The organism is Tropicimonas sp., from assembly GCF_047971885.1.
Lineage (GTDB): Bacteria > Pseudomonadota > Alphaproteobacteria > Rhodobacterales > Rhodobacteraceae > Tropicimonas.
In genome coordinates, this window is sequence record NZ_JBKEAE010000096.1 from 1 (window position 1) to 16357 (window position 16357).

At 66.0% G+C, this 16357-nt stretch carries 16 protein-coding genes and 1 pseudogene; 5 read left to right on the forward strand and 12 right to left on the reverse strand.

Annotated elements, in window-relative coordinates:
• Positions 1–1218, forward strand: a 1218-nt coding sequence (locus ACK5IR_RS08720) for a sulfatase-like hydrolase/transferase (protein ID WP_416927946.1), incomplete at its 5' end; no start/stop codon positions are given.
• 114 nt (positions 1219–1332) lie between these two features.
• On the opposite strand, the gene ACK5IR_RS08725 is transcribed toward ACK5IR_RS08720, so the two are convergent.
• The 12 genes from ACK5IR_RS08725 to ACK5IR_RS08780 all read right to left on the reverse strand — a co-directional run bounded on the left by ACK5IR_RS08725 (position 1333) and on the right by ACK5IR_RS08780 (position 12230).
• Complete coding sequence (locus ACK5IR_RS08725; RefSeq protein WP_416927948.1) at positions 1333–2337, reverse strand: LLM class flavin-dependent oxidoreductase; 1005 nt, start codon at positions 2335–2337, stop codon at positions 1333–1335.
• Between the two features lie 120 nt (positions 2338–2457).
• Entirely contained in the window at positions 2458–2691 is a 234-nt protein-coding gene (locus ACK5IR_RS08730) for a hypothetical protein (protein WP_416927951.1), read from the reverse strand.
• Complete coding sequence (locus tag ACK5IR_RS08735; RefSeq protein WP_416927953.1) at positions 2688–3416, reverse strand: sirohydrochlorin chelatase; 729 nt, start codon at positions 3414–3416, stop codon at positions 2688–2690. The genes ACK5IR_RS08730 and ACK5IR_RS08735 overlap by 4 nt, the downstream gene beginning before the upstream one ends.
• The gene (locus ACK5IR_RS08740) at positions 3400–4980 is read right to left on the reverse strand and encodes a cytochrome D1 domain-containing protein (RefSeq protein WP_416927955.1); all 1581 of its coding nucleotides are present in this window, start codon (positions 4978–4980) and stop codon (positions 3400–3402) included. The genes ACK5IR_RS08735 and ACK5IR_RS08740 overlap by 17 nt, the downstream gene beginning before the upstream one ends.
• Complete coding sequence (gene nirJ / locus ACK5IR_RS08745) at positions 4955–6178, reverse strand: heme d1 biosynthesis radical SAM protein NirJ (protein WP_416927956.1); 1224 nt, start codon at positions 6176–6178, stop codon at positions 4955–4957. The genes ACK5IR_RS08740 and nirJ overlap by 26 nt, the downstream gene beginning before the upstream one ends.
• 4 nt (positions 6179–6182) lie before the next feature.
• A complete protein-coding gene (locus tag ACK5IR_RS08750; RefSeq protein ID WP_416927958.1) occupies positions 6183–6668 on the reverse strand; it encodes an AsnC family transcriptional regulator in 486 nt (161 codons plus the stop codon).
• Positions 6665–7138 (reverse strand): Lrp/AsnC family transcriptional regulator, encoded by a 474-nt coding sequence (locus ACK5IR_RS08755; protein WP_416927960.1) that lies wholly within the window; start codon positions 7136–7138, stop codon positions 6665–6667. The genes ACK5IR_RS08750 and ACK5IR_RS08755 overlap by 4 nt, the downstream gene beginning before the upstream one ends.
• A 3-nt stretch (positions 7139–7141) precedes the next feature.
• Positions 7142–8134: an Lrp/AsnC family transcriptional regulator gene (locus ACK5IR_RS08760; RefSeq protein WP_416927962.1), complete on the reverse strand. Its 993-nt coding sequence runs from the start codon at positions 8132–8134 to the stop codon at positions 7142–7144.
• 2 nt (positions 8135–8136) lie between these two features.
• Positions 8137–9294: a cytochrome D1 domain-containing protein gene (locus tag ACK5IR_RS08765; protein ID WP_416927964.1), complete on the reverse strand. Its 1158-nt coding sequence runs from the start codon at positions 9292–9294 to the stop codon at positions 8137–8139.
• Positions 9291–9593, reverse strand: coding sequence for a c-type cytochrome (locus ACK5IR_RS08770; RefSeq protein WP_416927977.1), 303 nt, complete (start codon positions 9591–9593; stop codon positions 9291–9293). The genes ACK5IR_RS08765 and ACK5IR_RS08770 overlap by 4 nt, the downstream gene beginning before the upstream one ends.
• Before the next feature lie 16 nt (positions 9594–9609).
• On the reverse strand, positions 9610–10380 hold the full coding sequence (gene cobA, locus ACK5IR_RS08775) for a uroporphyrinogen-III C-methyltransferase (RefSeq protein WP_416927966.1): 771 nt from the start codon (positions 10378–10380) through the stop codon (positions 9610–9612).
• 89 nt (positions 10381–10469) lie between these two features.
• Positions 10470–12230: a cytochrome D1 domain-containing protein gene (locus ACK5IR_RS08780; protein ID WP_416927969.1), complete on the reverse strand. Its 1761-nt coding sequence runs from the start codon at positions 12228–12230 to the stop codon at positions 10470–10472.
• Positions 12231–12365: 135 nt separating this feature from the next.
• On the opposite strand from ACK5IR_RS08780, the gene ACK5IR_RS08785 reads away from it, so the two are divergent.
• The 4 genes and pseudogenes from ACK5IR_RS08785 to ACK5IR_RS08800 form a co-directional block, all read left to right on the forward strand.
• Positions 12366–14402 carry a 4Fe-4S binding protein gene (locus tag ACK5IR_RS08785; RefSeq protein WP_416927971.1) on the forward strand — a complete coding sequence of 679 codons (2037 nt, stop codon included), beginning with the start codon at positions 12366–12368 and terminating at the stop codon, positions 14400–14402.
• Positions 14399–15610, forward strand: coding sequence for an NnrS family protein (locus ACK5IR_RS08790; protein WP_416927973.1), 1212 nt, complete (start codon positions 14399–14401; stop codon positions 15608–15610). The genes ACK5IR_RS08785 and ACK5IR_RS08790 overlap by 4 nt, the downstream gene beginning before the upstream one ends.
• A gap of 119 nt (positions 15611–15729) precedes the next feature.
• A complete protein-coding gene (locus tag ACK5IR_RS08795) occupies positions 15730–16182 on the forward strand; it encodes a c-type cytochrome (RefSeq protein WP_416927975.1) in 453 nt (150 codons plus the stop codon).
• A 22-nt stretch (positions 16183–16204) separates the two neighbouring features.
• Positions 16205–16357 (forward strand): annotated as a pseudogene (locus tag ACK5IR_RS08800) (nitric-oxide reductase large subunit); the annotation flags it as partial.

Sequence of the window (16357 nt, forward strand, 5' to 3'; positions counted from 1 at the left end):
ATCGGGATGCCCGGCGATCCGATCGGGCTTCAGCCCGAGGATCCGACCATCGCCGAAATCCTGAAACCGATGGGCTACGCCACCGGTCAGTTCGGCAAGAACCATCTGGGAGACCTCGATCAGTTTCTGCCGACCAACCATGGCTTCGACGAATTCTTCGGCAATCTCTACCACCTGAATGCCGAGGAGGAGCCCGAGAACCCGGATTATCCGAAGGATCCGGAATTCCGCAAGAAATACGGGCCGCGCGGGGTGATCAAATCCTCGGCCGACGGCACGATCGAAGATACCGGGCCGCTGACGAAAAAGCGGATGGAAACGGTCGACGAGGAATTCCTGGCAGCGGCGATGGATTTCATCGAGCGCAAGGAGCAGGAGAATACGCCCTGGTTCGTGTGGTTCAACAGCACCCGGATGCACATCTTCACCCACCTCAAGCCGGAACGCAACGGGGCTACGGGCCTTGGCCTGACGGCCGACGGCATGACCGAGCATGACGGCATGGTCGGTCAGCTTCTCGACAAGCTCGACGAACTGGGCGCGACCGACAACACCATCGTCATCTACACCACCGACAACGGCGCGGAGAAGTTCACCTGGCCCGATGGCGGCACCACGCCGTTCCGGGGCGAGAAGGCAACCACCTGGGAGGGCGGCATCCGGGTGCCGTTCCTGATCAAGTGGCCGGGTCATATCCCGGGCGGTCAGGTCTCGAACGAGATCCTGTCGCTTGAGGACGTGTTTCCGACGCTTGTCGCGGCGGCCGGCGAGCCTGATATCAAGCAGAAGCTGCTCGACGGCTATCAGGCCGGCGACAAGAGCTTCAACGTCCATCTTGACGGCTACAACCTGCTGCCGAACCTGACCGGCGCCGCCGATGCCGGCGACTGGCCGCGCCAGACCTTCTTTGCCTTCGTCGATGACGGATCCCTCGGCTCCGTTCGCTTCGGCCGGTTCAAGGCAAACCTCAGCATCCAGGAGCATCTTGGCCTGGATTCCTGGCGCCGCGGCCAGACTCCGCTGAAAGCGCCGCTGCTGATCGACCTGCGGGCCGATCCGTTCGAGATGGCCCCGGAGGATTCGCCGTATTACGACGACTGGCAGGTGCGCCACATGTTCGCCTTCGCCCCGGTCGGGGCAATTGTCGGCGAGTTCATGGCAACCTTCAACGATTATCCGCAACGTCAGGAAGCGGGCTCGTTCACGCCCAAGCAGTGACCGGCCGCTTCGCCACCCGGCCCGGCCGAAGCGTTCGGGCCGGCGCAGGATAATACGACCCTCCGGGAGCGATGCCCCGCTTCCGGAGGCAGAGATTCCGCCCGATTGATCCGCTCAGCGTGTATTCTGGCGCGACAGCACGGATGACAGCACTTCGGCGGCGATCTCGTAGGAACGGATATGTGCGGCGGGATCGTGGATCATGCAGCCGACGATCATCTCGTCCGGCCGGTAGGATTCGACAAACCCCGTCAGCGTTTCGCGCACCGTTTCCCTCGATCCGACGGCGGTGCAGGCAAGTGCCTGGTCGACCTGGGCACGCATGGCGGTGGAGACCTCGGACAGGTCGCGGGTCGGGCGCGGCAGCTTGCCCGGCATTCCGCTGCGCAGGCGGGCGAATGCCAGAACCTGCGACGAATGCAGGTAGTGCGCCTCCTCGTCGGTTTCGGCCGCGCAGACCCCGACCGCCATCATGAAACGGGGCTCCTGCAGGTATTCCGAGGGCCGGAACGTCTCGCGATAGGTTGCCAGCGCCTCGCCCAGCATCGCTGGCGCGAAGTGCGAGGCAAAGGCGTAGGGAAGCCCGAGGTAGGCGGCGAGTTGTGCGCCATAGAGGCTGGATCCCAGGATCCACACCGGAACGTGGGTGCCGGTTCCCGGTATTGCCTGAACCCGCGTTTCCGGCCCGGCATCGGCGAAATAGCCAAGCAGTTCGACGACATCCTGCGGAAAGCTGTCACCTCCCGCCAGATGGCGGCGCAGGGCGCGCGCCGTGAGGACATCGGTTCCCGGCGCCCGTCCGAGCCCGAGGTCGATGCGGTCGGGGTGGAGCGTGGCGAGCGTTCCGAACTGTTCGGCGACGACAAGCGGCGAGTGGTTGGGCAACATGATGCCGCCGGCCCCGACCCTGATCCGACGGGTCAGCGCGGCGACGTGACCGATCAGGACGGATGTGGCGGCGCTTGCGATGCCCGGCATGTTGTGATGCTCGGCAAGCCAATAGCGGTGATAGGCGGAAAGATCCGCCATCCTTGCCAGTTCGGAAGTGGTTCGGAGCGCTTCGGCGGCCGTGTGCCCCTCGGGAACGGGCGCCAGATCGAGCAGTGAGAAATGTTGCATGGAAGGCCTCCGCTGTACCTGCGCCGCATCTATACGGACGACGGGAGAATATCCGGAACATAGGACGAATCGCCGTAGGGCAAACGTGTCGTATCGACGCGAATAGCCGGGCTGCGGGGGCTATTTCCGGCCCTCGGCCTCGTCGATCAGCGATTGCACCCAGCGTGCGGACGCCCATGCGGCAGGAATGCCGAGCGGCAGCGAGAGGAGCAGCGCGATCCTCGGCGGCATGGCGGGGATGCCCACCGCCTGAAGCAGAAGGAACAGCAGGAACAGGTTGATCGCCACCGCCGCCGCCGCGAACGGATAGAGCATGATCTGCAACCTGCGCGAGGGGCGGGGCGTGTAGCTCATCGCAGGGATACCCGTGCGGCGGAATGCTGGCGGAGGATTCCGGCCGCGATCAGCGGTGCGGTGTCCGCCCAGTCGATGAAGGGTGGCAGCACCGGTCCGGTGAAACCCGCCGCCGCCAGTTCGGCCGGCACGTCCTCTTCCATGTGGCCCGAGGCGGTCGCAAGCCACGGCAGGCAGATTGCCCGGCCAAGCCCGCGCGCGGCATCCGTCAGAAAGGGCGGCTGTTCGAGGAACCCGAGCCGCACCCGGGCAAAGCCGCCCGCCACCGCCACGGCTTCGGCAAAGTCGCGTGCGCTGTTGGCGCTGGTTTTCGATATCGCGCTTCCGTGCGCGGCGATCAGGAGTGAGGTTTCCGCAGCCCGCCAGTTCCGTGCTGCCATAATTGCCGCAAGCCGGTCGCGCGCGACGCGGGCAAGGGCACTTTCGGTTCCGAACGGTCGGAGGACGTGCAGCCCCCGTTCGGCGGCGCGGCGTGCCAGAACCTTGCCGGTGAACCAGCCGCGCGCCATGAAGAACGGATAGATGACCGGACGGCCCAGATCGGCCACCGCGGCATCGAACCGGCCGGGCGCGGCGAGCGTTGCGCCGGCGACGCGCCAGCCCGGCAGGTATTCGGCCACCCGCGTGGCAAGGCGCCCGAGCGCGGCTTCCTGCGGCGCGGGGTTCGATGGGCTGCCGTGCGCGACGATCAGCACCTTTTCATGGTGTTCAGTGACTGGTGCCATCGGAAAAGGTGATCTTGTTCCAGACGTTGTATTTGCCCGACGGTTTGCGCATCGGGATGCGGCGCAGCTCTTCCAGCGTTTCGGCATCGTAGACGATGATGGCGCCGTCGTCCTCCCAGATCGATACCAGGGCGCGGCTGCCGTCGCGGGTGAATTCGATATGGGCCACTGTCTTGCCCGGTGCGGGGTCGAGCGTTCTGACGATCTCCAGCGTGTTCTTGTCGATGACGTGGATCTTGTCCCTGTTCGGGCCGAAGAAGACATCTGCCCAGACGTAGGGCGAGTTTTCGTGGCTGCGCAGGAAGAAGCCGGGTCCGGCGGTGTCGATGGTTTTCACCACCGACCAGTCCCGCATGTCGATCACGCTGAGGCGGGCCTCGCTCAGATGCGGGGTTGCCATGACCTGCCGGCCGCCGCTTTCCCACGAGATGCCCGAGCCGAGATGTGGCATGCCGGGCAGGGGCAGTTCGGCGATCTCGCGGCCGACATCGAGGTTGACCACCACCCCCCTGTCGCCGGCGCGCGAGGCACCGATCAGGTTGCGGTAATCGGGGGTGAAGAAGAAATCGTCGAGCGGTTCGTCGATCAGGATGCGGCGGCGGGCGAAAAGCCCCTGTTCGGCGCCCAGGGCCTCTTCCATGTCCTTTTCGTGCGAGTGAACGAACCCGTCATGAAAGGGGCCGGCATCGGCGGTGGTGCCGATCTCCCAGATTTCGGGCGCGTCCTTGAGCGCGAGGATGAAGCTCTGCCGTTGCGGCGCCTGATAGACCGCCGAGACGCGGCTTTCGCTCCCGTCCCGCGCCACCACGCGGCGCACCTGCGCAATGCCCAGATCGCCGGTCGAAAGAATGGTCAGTGTATGCGGCAGGTAGTTCGCGACCGCCAGCCACTTGCCGTCGGCGCTCATTGCGATGTTGCGCGAATTGATCCCGGCGCGTATGCGGCCAACCTCCTGAAGCGACCAGATATCGTATTTCTGCACCCACCCGTCGCGCGACATGACGAAGACGTAGCGCCCGTCGGGCGAGAATTTCGGCCCGCCATGCACGGCGAACGGGGTGGCGAAACGGTCGAGCACCTCGAACGTGTCGCCGTCCAGCACGCTGACGTGATGATCGCCGGTTTCGACCACAAGCGTGATGTTGAGTGGATCGGCGCCGAAGACCGGGGTCTCCGCAGCCACGTAATCGGGGTTCATCTCCAGTGTCGCCACCGCGTCATCGGCCGTCCAGTCCGGGATCACGGCGAGCGGGGTCGAGATGTAGCCGGCGACGGCGGCGATATCCTCCGCGCTCAGCACATCGGCGAAACCGGCCATCTGGGTTGCGACGCGACCATGGGCTATCACCTCCTCCAGCGATGCGCCGCGCAGTCTTGCCAGCGCCTCGGGGATCAGTGCCGGGCCGGTTCCGCCAAGGCGGGTTTCCGCGTGACAGGCCGCGCAATGCTCCTGATAAAGCGCCTCGCCCGCCGGATCGGCGGCAGCAGGAAGGGACAGCCCCGCTGCCGCCAGACCCAGTGTGCACCAGAAAAGGAAATCAGAAAAACTGGTGCGCGGGGTCATTGCTCTTGCCTCGGAATGGGGTGACTTCCAGCCGCGCGGGCTGGTCGCCGTCGATGCCGATCTCGGCGTCGGAAAGGTAGCAGGCCGGATCCTCGGCCCAGGGATCGCCGGTGATCTGCAACGCGCGGATGCGCGTGTTGCCGCCGCAGACATCGGCAAAGGCGCAGGCGCCGCAGCGGCCCTTGAGCGGGCGCGGGCGCTGGCGCAACGTGGCGAGCATCGGATCCGGCCCGGTCCACAGCGCCGAGAAAGGCGCCGTCCGGACGTTGCCGATGGTGTAGTCCGACCAGTAGGTATCGGGGTGGACCGTGCCCAGCGGCGCGATATTCGCCACCCCGAGACCCGAGGAATTGCCGCCCCAGGCGAGCAGGTGGTCCCTGACGTGAGCGGCGGGACCCACGTCGAAATTGCGCTCTACCCATTGCAGGAAATAGACGGCATCGGCATCGTTGTTGCCGGTGACGATTTCCAGCGGCCCGCCGCTCCGGACCGCGCTCCACGCCCGGTCTATCAGGATGTCCATGGCGCGGCGGGTGCGCTCGCGCTGCGTGTCGTCGCCGCGGTTCTTGTCGCCGCGTCCGGCATAGACCAGATGCGAGAGGTAGAACTTGTCCACCCCCTCGTCCTCGCAGAGCGCAAGCATGTCCGCGAGCATATGCGCGTTGTCGTCGGTGATGGTAAAGCGCAGGCCGACCTTGATGCCGAGCCGCTTGCATTCGCGCACGCCGGTCAGGGCCTCGTCGAAAGCGCCCTCCTTGCCGCGAAACCAGTCGTTCATCCGGCCGATCCCGTCGAGCGATATGCCGACATAGTCGAAGCCCAGATCGGCAACCCGTGCGGCGGCGTCGCCCGTCAGCTTCGTGCCGTTGGTCGAAAGCGCCAGATAGCGGAAATCCAGCGCGCGGGCACGTTCGGCGATCTCGAAGAAGTCGGGCCGCGACATCGGCTCTCCGCCCGAGAGGATCAGCGCCGGGATGCCGAACGCCCGCAGATCGTCCAGAACGCCCAGCGCCTGCGCATGGGTCAGTTCGCCCGGAAAGTCGATATCGGCGGATACGGTGTAGCAATGGCGGCAGCGCAGGTTGCAGCGGCGCGTCAGGTTCCAGATGACCACAGGCTTGACCGGGCCGGTGCCCCGGCGCTGGCGGATCGCCGTCGGGGCCACCAGTTCGCGCATGTACTGGGTCAGTCGGAACATCCGGTCAACTGCCTTCGTTGAGCCGCATCCCCGTCTTCTTCAGGATGCGGGTGGAATAGAGAATGTCCGACACGCGGCAGGCGCTGCCGAGCAGGTCCGCGATCGTGGCGCGGTGCGCCTCGACCGATGCGCGGTCGGAACCGTGGATCATGGCGAAAAGGTTGAAGGGCCAGTCGGGCAGGGCGCGCGGGCGCAGGTAGCAATGGCTGACATAATCCAGCGCCCCGATCGCGGCACCGTATTCCTCGGCCCTTTCGTCATCGACATCCCAGACGCTCATCCCGTTGGCGACCATTCCCAGGGCATAGTGGTTGGGGGCCACCGCGATGCGGCGGATCACGCCGCTTTCACGCAGGCGCGCCAGCCGCGCTATTACTTCGGATTCGTCCAGATGCAGCCAACTGGCGACCTCGGCATAGGGCTCGTGCACCAGCGGCAGCCCGGCCTGAATGGCCGAAAGTATCCTGCGGTCTGTGGCGTCGATGCTCATGCAGGGGCCCTGAACCCGATGAAAAATTCCTTCAGCTTCGGGAAGCGCAGCACCGAAAGCCCGGTCTGTGCCTCGATCCGGTCCGCGGTCTCGCCGATTCCCCCGGGCCTGTCGCAGGCCAGAACGAACCACATGTTGAGCCGGTGGACACGTTCATAATTATGGGCGACCTCGGGGTTCGCATTGACCAAAGTCATGACCTCATCGAACCTCTCGCCGGGTACGGACATGGCGCACAGGCAGAAGGCCCCGCCCATGGCGGCGGCGTCGAGGAAGGGTCCGAAACGGGTGATCGCCCCGATCTCCTTCAACCGCGCAAGCCGGTCGATCACCTCCTGCGCGGGCAGGCCGAGCGCATTGCCCACCGTTGTGAAGGGATGTGGCGCAAGCGGGAAGCCCTCTTGCAGAAGGTTCAGCAACGCGCGGTCGGCCGGATCGAGCGCATCGGCGGGAAGGGGCGTGCGCCGCATGGCTCAGGCGGCCCGCACCGCCGGCCGGGCGATCTGCGCGCCCGTCTGCTTGAAGCAGCGCACCGAAAACAGCGTTTCGTGCCGGGCGCCGGCCAGTTCCGGCAGCAGGGTTGCGCGCCCGAGCACCTCCTGCGCCTCGGGCCGGCTGCGGGCATGGATCATCGAAAACAGGCCATAATCCCAGCGGCCGGGGATCGTTTGGCGCTGGTAGCACAGCGTCACGCCGGGCAGCGCGGCAAGTGCGGTACCGGCGGCGCCCATCGCGGTCTCCGGCACGTCCCAGACCACCATGGCGTTGGCCGACCAGCCGACGGCACGGTGGCGCACGATTATGCCGATGCGGGTCAGGATGCCCGCCTCAAGCAGCGCCGCGATGCGGGCGATCACCGCCTCCTCCTCCAGTCCGATCTCGTGTGCCATCTGCGCGAAGGGGCGCGGCACAAGCGCCAGGCCCTGCGTCAGCGCGTGCAGGATCGGCCGGTCGGTTTCGCGCAGGGCGGCAAGGTCGGGCTCGCCACGCGGTGCGGGGGCGTCGCGCGGACCGGAAAGCGCGAAGCCGAGATCGATGTTGAAGGGCCTGACGAGCCGCAGGTCCAGCAGGTCCAGCCCGGTATCGCGGCGGATGCCGTCGAGGCTGGCTGCAAGCGCCGCTCCGTCGGGCGCGGTGGCGACGAACCACAGGTTCCGGTCATGCTCGCGCAGGTAGGAATGGTTGACACCGGCCTCGGCGCTGACCCGCGCGGCGACCTCCTCGATGCGTTCGTCGGGAATCGAAAGCGCGGCCAGCGTCGAGGCGCCGATGGTATTGGGACGCACCGTCGCCCCGACCCGCGCGATGCGCCCGGTCTCGCGCAGCGCGGCCAGCCGCGCCAGCACCTCTGCCTCGCCCAGACCGAGACACTCGCCGATCCGCGCGAAGGGACGGACAAGCAGTGGGAAATCGCGCTGAAAACCGCCCAGCAGCCGAAGGTCCAGATCGTTCAGCCTGTCCGGCATGATCAGAGCCCCGGCTGGTGGGCGCGGGCAGTGAAGAAGATACCCGACGGCGATTCGGCGGGGATCTCGGCCTTCACCTCGAAGGTGCGGGTGTCATAGACCCGTATCCTGTTGTCGTCGCGCAGCGAAACCCAGGCTTCGGCACCGCGCGGCGCAAATTCCATGTGCAGCACCGCCTTGCCCGGCTTCAGCGTTTCGACGACCTCGTGGGTGCGGCTGTCGACCACCTGGACCGTATCGTTGTCGGGCATGGCGAAGTTGACCCAGACATAGGGCGATGCCGGCTGGGCGACGATGAAGACCGGCTGGCCATGAACCTGCGTCCTGCCCGCCTCGTCCAGTGTCCCGCGGTCGACCCAGAGCAGTTCGTGCCGGCCCACGGCAGGCAGGACGAACTGGCCTTCGGTAAAGGCCCAGCCCTGAAGGTGCGGCATCTTGTAGACCGGCATGTCATCTTCGACCTTGCCGTAGTCCTCGAGAAAGCGGACCGGTTCGGGGGGCTCGTCCCACAGGTCGATGGCGGTCACGCCCTTTTCGCCGAACAGCCCGATGAGATAGGTGTGGGCGTCGGCGGTCACCACCGCGTCGTACGGGTTGGCGCCCACCGGGCCGAGATTGGCGACGACAGGTTCCGGCCCCGAGAAATCGCCGAGATAGGCCTCGCCCGAATCCCAGACCGTCCAGATGAAACGGCGACCCGGCAGGTCGGCCAGTCCGATGGTCTTGCCCGGCGCGGGAATGTCGGCCACCAGTTCGAGCGTGTCGGCGTCGAACACCTTGACCCCGCCGGGCGTGTAGTTGGAAACCGCCACCAGCGCCCCGTCGTCCGAGATCGCCCCGCCGATCGAATTGCCGGCCTGAATCGTGCGCGCAACGACCTGCCGGGTCAGCAGATCGACCTTCGACAACCCGCCGTCGCGCCCGAAGACATAGGCAAAGCGCTCGTCGGGCGAATAGGTCAGCGAGGCATGCGACAGATCGCCCAGACCCTCGATCCGCGCGATGGCGGCACGATCCGAGCGGTCGACCAGAAGCAGCGAGCCGGTTGCGCGTTCGACCACCAGACCAAGATCGCCGGTGGCGCAGCAGGCGGTTCCGGATTGCGCCGGCGCGGCGGCGGGGAGAAGCGCGAACAGCGTCGCTGCCAGAAGTGGTTTCATTCGACGGTCCCGTGTTTGAGCAGATAGTTGGCGATCCACAGCGCCTCGTCCTCGGTCAGAATCGGTCGCCAGGTGGGCATGGCGGTACCGGGAACGCCCTCAAGGATGATATAGGCAAGGCTTTCCGCTTCGGCCCCGTCGAGCGCCTCGCGAGTCAGCGGCGAGCCGAGCCCGCCCTTCATCGTCAGCCCGTGGCAGGAGCCGCAATCCTGGATCACCATGTGTTCAAGCTCGGTCGCGCGGGTGGCGGGAATCTCCGCCCCGGCGCAGGTGGCTGCGAGAGCCACGGCAAGAGCCATGGCGGGTCGGTGCGGGTCAGGCATAAGCCGCCTCGGGCAGCCCCGCAGGGAGGGTATCGTATAGCGAGACAACACGCCCGACGACGAACAGGACCGGCGCCGGCAGCTTTTCGGTCTCGACCCGTCCGGAAATGCTGCGCAGGTTCGAGACCACATGTCGTTCGCGCGGGGTGGTCGCGGCGGCGACCGCCATGGCCGGCGTGTCGGCCGACATGCCCGCGCGCATCAGGTTCTTCGCGATATCGCCGATGGTCGCGGAGCCCATGTAAATCACCAGTGTCGACTCGGGGTCGGCAAGACGGGCCCAGTCGAGATCGAGCGAGGCGTCCTTTGCCAGGTGCCCGGTGATGTAATGCACGCCCGTGGCAAGGCCGCGATGGGTCAGCGGCACGCCGGTCGAGGCGGCGGCACCCTGCGCGGCGGTGATGCCGGGGATGTATTCGCTGGCAATGCCGGCGCGCGCCAGATCGGCGGCTTCTTCGCTGCCGCGGCCGAAGATCAGCGGATCGCCACCCTTGAGCCGGGCGACGCAGCGTCCGCCAAGGGCCAGTTCGATCAGCAGGGCGTTGATTTCCGGCTGCTGAATCCGGTGATGGCCGGGTATCTTGCCGACGTCGATCCGCTCGACGTCCGCAGGGACCAGCGCCATGATCTCGGGCGACACGAGACGGTCGTAGACCACCACGTCGGCGGCCCCCAGCGCCCTGAGCGCCTTTATCGTCAGCAGGTCGGGGTCGCCCGGTCCCGCGCCGATGAGGTACACCTTGCCCCGGTCGAGATCTTTCATGGCTGCACCTGCTGCTGGGTCGGATCGGTTGGGCGGGTGGCGGGAGGGGAAACGGAGAGACCCCCTCCCGCCCTTTTCAGGCGGAACGATCAGTAGACGTCAACGCGGGTGTTGTAGACGTTGAACTTGCCGGTCGGCGTGATAAGGCGCGGGTCCTTGATTACCGTCTTGAGTTCCAGCGTCTTGTCATCGACCACGACGATGGCCGATTCCTTGTCCTTGGCATTCCAGACCGAGAACCACACTTCGGTGCCTTCGGTGTTGAACTCCGGCTGCACCACGCGTGGCTGGCCGTCGGCGATCCCGGCCCATTCGACGATCGGCAGGATGGTGAATTCCGGCTCTTCGCCCGCCTTCATCTCGTCGATCTTGAACACCGCCACCGCAGCCGAGGTTTCGGCATCCGGGTTCAGCGCCGCATCGACGTAGAGATGGTTGGAGTTCGGATGGGTCTTGATGAAGAGCGAACCGCCGCCGAGCGCGGGGAAGTTCTCCACCAGGGTCCAGGCCTTGTCGGCATGGCCTTCGGGATCGGTGCCGATCAGCGCCACCGTCTCGTCGCCGAGGTGCGAGGTCGCCCAGACCGGTCCGTGGTCGGGGTGGACGAAGTTCGCGCCGCGCCCCGGGTGCGGCGTCTGGCCGCCGGTCTCGACGATTCCGGCAAGCTTGCCTTCCTTGGTGTCAACGATCGCAACCTTGCCGCGCGCGTTGGCCGCGACGAGGAAGTAGCGGTGCGTGCTGTCGAAGCCGCCGTCATGCAGGAACCGTTCGGCCTCGATCTCGGTGACCTTCAGGTTCCTGATGTCCGAATAGTCGACCAGCAGGATTTTCCCGGTTTCCTTGACGTTGACGATGAATTCCGGGGTGAAGTGCGAGGCCACGATGGCGGCGACACGCGGTTCCGGGTGATAGGTCTGCTCGTCATAGATCATGCCGCGGGTCGACTCGATCTTGAGCGGCTCGAGCGTGTCGCCGTCCATGATCACGTATTGCGGCGGCCAGTAGGCCCCGGCGATGGCGTACTTGTCCTCGTAGCCCTCGAACTTGGAGGTCTCGATCGAACGCGCCTCGGAGCCGACCTTGATTTCGGCCACGATCTGCGGCGTCTCCATCCACAGGTCGATCATGTCGACCTTGGCGTCGCGCCCGATGACGAAGAGATACCGGCCCGAAGCCGAGATCCGGCTGATGTGAACCGCATAGCCGGTATCGAGCACCGCATGGATTTCATAGGTTTCGCCGTCGATCAGCGCCACTTGTCCCGAATCGCGCAGTGTCACCGACATCAGCTTGTCGATGTCGATATCGTTCATCTTCTCGGTCGGTCGGTCCGCGGGAGCGACAAAGACCTTCCAGGTTTCGCGCATCTCGGGCATGCCGAATTCCGGCGGCGCTGGCGGCTCGAGCAGCACGTAGCGTGCCATCATGTCGACCTGCTCCTCGGTCAGATCGCCCGAGGTGCCCCAGTTTGGCATCCCGGCCGGCGAACCGTAGGTGATGAAGGAGTGCAGGTAGTCGTAGCCAAGCTCGCGCGTGATGTCCGGGGTCAGCGCCTTGCCGGTTGCGCCCTTGCGCAGCACGCCGTGACAGCCGGCGCAGCGCTCGAAATAGATCTTCGCCGCCTCGTTGAACTCTTCAGAGGTCATGACCGGATCGCCGGGCTGACGCCCGGGCAATTCCACCTGAATCTCGGCGAGTGTGGTCATCGAGGGTTCGTACTGGGCCGCTGGCGTGTCGCCGTGGTCGGCCGGTTTCTCTTCCTGCGCCTGAGCGGCGGATATGCCGAAGGCGATGGCCAGCGCGGCGCTTGACAGCAACGCTCGTCTGGCAGAGAGATTTCTGATCGTCATTGGGGAATCTCCGTTCCGCTGGTGAGGCCGCTGGAACCTCTTCCGTGCGAACAATTCGCGCCTTAACTAAAGTCAAGGCAGCGTGAACATGCCGCAGTCAGGATGCCCGCAATGCTCTTCTCCCCGAATACCGCAATGCTCCGAACACTTGCCGTCCTGATCTGTGTGCTCGGCCTTTCCGTTCAGGCCGCAACCGCCCAGGGGCTGGCCGGCCTTGCCCGGCAGGAAGCCGTCACCGCCCCCGATGCTGCCATGGCGGCCGGGTTGCTCGGTCTCGATCCGCCGGTCCTGATCGAACGTATCGATGACGGCGTTCCGGGCTGGCAGGTGCTGGATTCGAGCGGTGTCGCCGGCCACATCGGCTCGACCTGGGAGATATCCGGATCGGTGGGATATTCGGGCCGGCCGCTCGAAGTGCTGGTCGCGCTGGGCCCCGATGCGGTGATCGCCGGCGCCAGGCTGGTGCGTCACAACGAGCCGGTGCTGACGCTGGGTATTTCGGATGCTGACATCGCCGCCTATGTCAGTGGCTTTGCGGGTTACGACCTGCGCAGGCCGGATGGGCAGCGCAGCCAGGATCTGCCCGACATCATCAGCCGGGCCACGGTTTCGACCGGGGTGATTCGCGACGGTATCCTGCGCACGGCGCGGGCACTGGCAGCGGGGCGCGGACTGATCGACGTGGGCGGCGGCATCGACAGGCTGACCTATCGGCCGGCCGGTTGGCCGGAACTGATCGCCATGGGGGCGCTGGCCGAGGGGCGGATGTCGATGACCGAAGCCGCCGGGGCGCTGTCCGGCGCCAAGGTGCCGGTACCGCCGGGCGACGGCGATTTCCTGCACTTCTGGGCCGGGATCGCCGATCCGCCGGTCGTCGGGCAGAACCTGTTCGGACAGCGGGGGTTCGGGGCGGTGGTCGGCAGCCTCTCGCCGGGGGAAAGCGCGCTGGTGATCCTCTCGTCGGGTCTCCATTCGCACCGGGGAACCGAGCGGCTGCAAAGCGGTATCTTCGAACGGGTCACGGCGGTTCAGGGCGATACGCGCTGGCAGCCGACCGCCGCCTCCTACAGCGTGATCCGGCGGCTCCAGATCGCGGGGGCACCGGAGGTCAACGAAATCAGCCTGTTCCGCCTGCCCGACAATATCGACCCGATGCTGCCCTTCACCGTCGAGGTGCGCGCCGCGCGGCCGACCGGGACCGGCGGCGAGGTCGCCACCACCATATCCGCCGACTACCGGCTGCCGGACGCGCTGCGCGCCGCGCCGCCGCCCGAGCCGGTTCCGCTCTGGCAGGAGGCATGGGAAAAGAGCCACGCCAAGGTCGCCATCCTTGCCGTCATGCTCGGCGTGCTGTGGCTGATCTTCCTCGGGCAGGAATACATCACCCACCGCCCGAAATTCTGGCGCGGAATGCGGCTGGCCTTTCTCGGGGCGACGCTCTTCGTGCTCGGCTGGGGGCTCAACGGCCAGCTCAGCGTCGTGCAGGTGGTGGCCTTCCTGCATGCGCTGCTGTCGGGTTTCCGCTGGGAGACGTTCCTGATCGAGCCGGTGATCTTCATGCTCTGGTCCTTTGTCGCGCTGGCGCTGCTGTTCTGGGGGCGCGGGGTCTATTGCGGCTGGCTGTGCCCCTTCGGCGCCCTGCAGGAACTGACCAACGCGGCGGCGGAACGGCTCGGCGTACCGCAGGTCGCGGTGCCGCAGGCGCTGCATGAACGGCTGTGGATCTTCAAGTACACCGCCTTTGTCGCCATCGTCGCGCTTTCCTTCTATTCGATGCACGACGCGATGGTGCTGGCCGAGATCGAGCCCTTCAAGACGGTGATTTCGCTCAGGATGATGCGCGCGTGGCCGTTTGTGGCCTTTGTCGTGGCGCTTCTGGTCGCCGGGCTGTTCATCGAGCGGTTCTATTGCCGCTACATGTGTCCGCTGGGCGCCGGGCTGGCTATTCCGGCCAAGCTCAAGATCTTCGACTGGCTGCACCGCCGCCCGCAATGCGGCCGCGAATGCCGTCTCTGCGAGACCAGGTGCACGGTCGGCGCCATCGACCGTGTCGGCCGGATCAATCCGAACGAATGTATCCTTTGCCTGCGTTGCCAGGCAGTGATGAACGACACGACGCAATGCCCGGTGCTCAAGCGCAGGGCCCGCCCGTCCACAGGAGCCGGATCATGAGCCCGAATCCGTTTCAGCGGCTGTTTTCAGCCGGCTATCGCGTTTTTTTCCTGCTGGCGGGCCTGTCGGCCGTGCTGACGATGATCGTCTGGGAGGGGTGGCTGGCCATCCACGCCAGCGGCGGCATGGTGACCGGAGAACCCTTCGCCATGGCGCCGCATCTGTGGCATGCGCACGAGTTGATCTTCGGCTACGGGTCGGCGGCGGTGGCCGGTTTCCTGATGACGGCGGCACCGAACTGGACCGGAAGCAAATCCGCGCCGGTCAGTTTCTTCGCCGCGACCTCGGCGCTGTGGCTGGCCGGCCGCATGGCGATCTGGTGGTCGGGCGGCCTGCCGCCGGTGCTGACCGCCACGCTCGACCTCGCCTTCGTTCCGGTGGTGGCGCTGCGCATCCTGGCGCTGCTGCTCAAGCGCCCGAAGCCGCCGCAGATGCTGATCCTCGGCGTGATCGTCCTGTTCTGGCTGGGCAACCTGCTGGTCCATTTCGAATGGACCGGGCTGACGGACGATACCGCGTCGGCCGGGCTGCGGGTCGGGTTGCTGACGCTTTGCGCGCTCATCATGACGCTTGGCGGCCGGATCACGCCGGCCTTTACCCGCAACGCGATGATCCGCGCCGGGCGCGAAGACCATCTGCCCGCCAACCCGCCGGTGCTGGCAGCGGCTTCGATCGCGGCGGCACTTCTGGTACCGGTGACGATGCTGTTCGGGCTTCCCGGTGCGGTGCCGGGGGCGCTGGCGCTGCTGGCGGGTGCGGCCGGTCTGGCGCGGCTTTCGATGTGGCGCGGCGGCTGGACGCTGTCGCAACCGATCCTGTGGACGCTGCACCTGTCCTATGCCACCAATTCGCTCGGCTTCATCCTGGTCGGCCTGTCGCTCGCCGGTATCGGGTCCGAGGTTGCGGCGTTGCATGTGGCGGGTATCGGCGGCGTCGGCGGCATGACGCTTTCGGTGATGTCGCGCGCGGCGCTGGGCCATTCGGGCCGTCCGCTGGTGGCGCCGTGGCCGGTTGCGCTGGCTTATGCGCTGATGCCGCTGGCCACGCTGCTGCGTTATGCCGCATCGGCGTGGCCGGGCTTCTATTTCACCGGCGTCCTGCTGGCGGGTGCGCTGTGGATACTGGTCTACGTGCTCTATACGGCGGCCCTGTGGCCGGTTTTCTGGGGTGAACGGGAAGATGCTGCGGGAAAGGGTGCCGAGGCCTGACCCCGTTTGCCGCGCCGGAATTCCGCCAATTTCCGACCAGTTGACTTTGGTTAAGGTGACGACTCGCCCGCATCGCCAAGGTCCGCCAAGGAATATGCAACGAGGGAAGGATGAGCGCGATGCGCGAAGTCATGACCAAGAGCATGGCCCGCAACATCTTCTACGGCGGTTCCCTGTTCTTCATACTGATCTTCATCGGCCTGTCGGTGCAGTCGCACCTCTACATAGTGAACAAGTCTACCGACAAGGCGACGCTGACCGACAGTGTGGCGCACGGCAAGCATCTGTGGGAGAAGAACGCCTGTATCAACTGCCATACGATTCTGGGCGAGGGCGCCTATTTCGCCCCCGAACTGGGTAACGTGATGACCCGCTGGGGCGTGCAGGACGACCCCGAGGGGGCCTTCGAGACCCTGAAGGGATGGATGCAGGCGATGCCGACCGGAATCGAGGGGCGCCGCCAGATGCCCTTCTTCGACCTGACGGACGAGGAATACCGCGCGTTGTCGGATTTCCTGCTGTGGACCAACACCATCAACGCCCAGAACTGGCCGCCGAACGACGCAGGCTGAGGCTGGATCAGGAGACCGACAGATGAAATATCAATCGCAGAAAATCGCCTATTACTATTTCGTGGCGGCGCTGGCGCTGTTCGCCGTGCAGGTCACGATGGGCCTCGTCATGGGCTGGGTCTATGTCGACGGGAACTTCCTGTCCAACCTGCTGCCCTTCAACATCCTGCGCATG

Coding starts and splice junctions, on each gene's coding strand:
- ACK5IR_RS08725 (WP_416927948.1), bottom strand. CDS start 2,337: ATGCAACATTTCTCACTGCTCGATCTGGCGCCCGTTCCCGAGGGGCAC.
- ACK5IR_RS08730 (WP_416927951.1), bottom strand. CDS start 2,691: ATGAGCTACACGCCCCGCCCCTCGCGCAGGTTGCAGATCATGCTCTAT.
- ACK5IR_RS08735 (WP_416927953.1), bottom strand. CDS start 3,416: ATGGCACCAGTCACTGAACACCATGAAAAGGTGCTGATCGTCGCGCAC.
- ACK5IR_RS08740 (WP_416927955.1), bottom strand. CDS start 4,980: ATGACCCCGCGCACCAGTTTTTCTGATTTCCTTTTCTGGTGCACACTG.
- nirJ (WP_416927956.1), bottom strand. CDS start 6,178: ATGTTCCGACTGACCCAGTACATGCGCGAACTGGTGGCCCCGACGGCG.
- ACK5IR_RS08750 (WP_416927958.1), bottom strand. CDS start 6,668: ATGAGCATCGACGCCACAGACCGCAGGATACTTTCGGCCATTCAGGCC.
- ACK5IR_RS08755 (WP_416927960.1), bottom strand. CDS start 7,138: ATGCGGCGCACGCCCCTTCCCGCCGATGCGCTCGATCCGGCCGACCGC.
- ACK5IR_RS08760 (WP_416927962.1), bottom strand. CDS start 8,134: ATGCCGGACAGGCTGAACGATCTGGACCTTCGGCTGCTGGGCGGTTTT.
- ACK5IR_RS08765 (WP_416927964.1), bottom strand. CDS start 9,294: ATGAAACCACTTCTGGCAGCGACGCTGTTCGCGCTTCTCCCCGCCGCC.
- ACK5IR_RS08770 (WP_416927977.1), bottom strand. CDS start 9,593: ATGGCTCTTGCCGTGGCTCTCGCAGCCACCTGCGCCGGGGCGGAGATT.
- cobA (WP_416927966.1), bottom strand. CDS start 10,380: ATGAAAGATCTCGACCGGGGCAAGGTGTACCTCATCGGCGCGGGACCG.
- ACK5IR_RS08780 (WP_416927969.1), bottom strand. CDS start 12,230: ATGACGATCAGAAATCTCTCTGCCAGACGAGCGTTGCTGTCAAGCGCC.
- ACK5IR_RS08785 (WP_416927971.1), top strand. CDS start 12,366: ATGCTCCGAACACTTGCCGTCCTGATCTGTGTGCTCGGCCTTTCCGTT.
- ACK5IR_RS08790 (WP_416927973.1), top strand. CDS start 14,399: ATGAGCCCGAATCCGTTTCAGCGGCTGTTTTCAGCCGGCTATCGCGTT.
- ACK5IR_RS08795 (WP_416927975.1), top strand. CDS start 15,730: ATGCGCGAAGTCATGACCAAGAGCATGGCCCGCAACATCTTCTACGGC.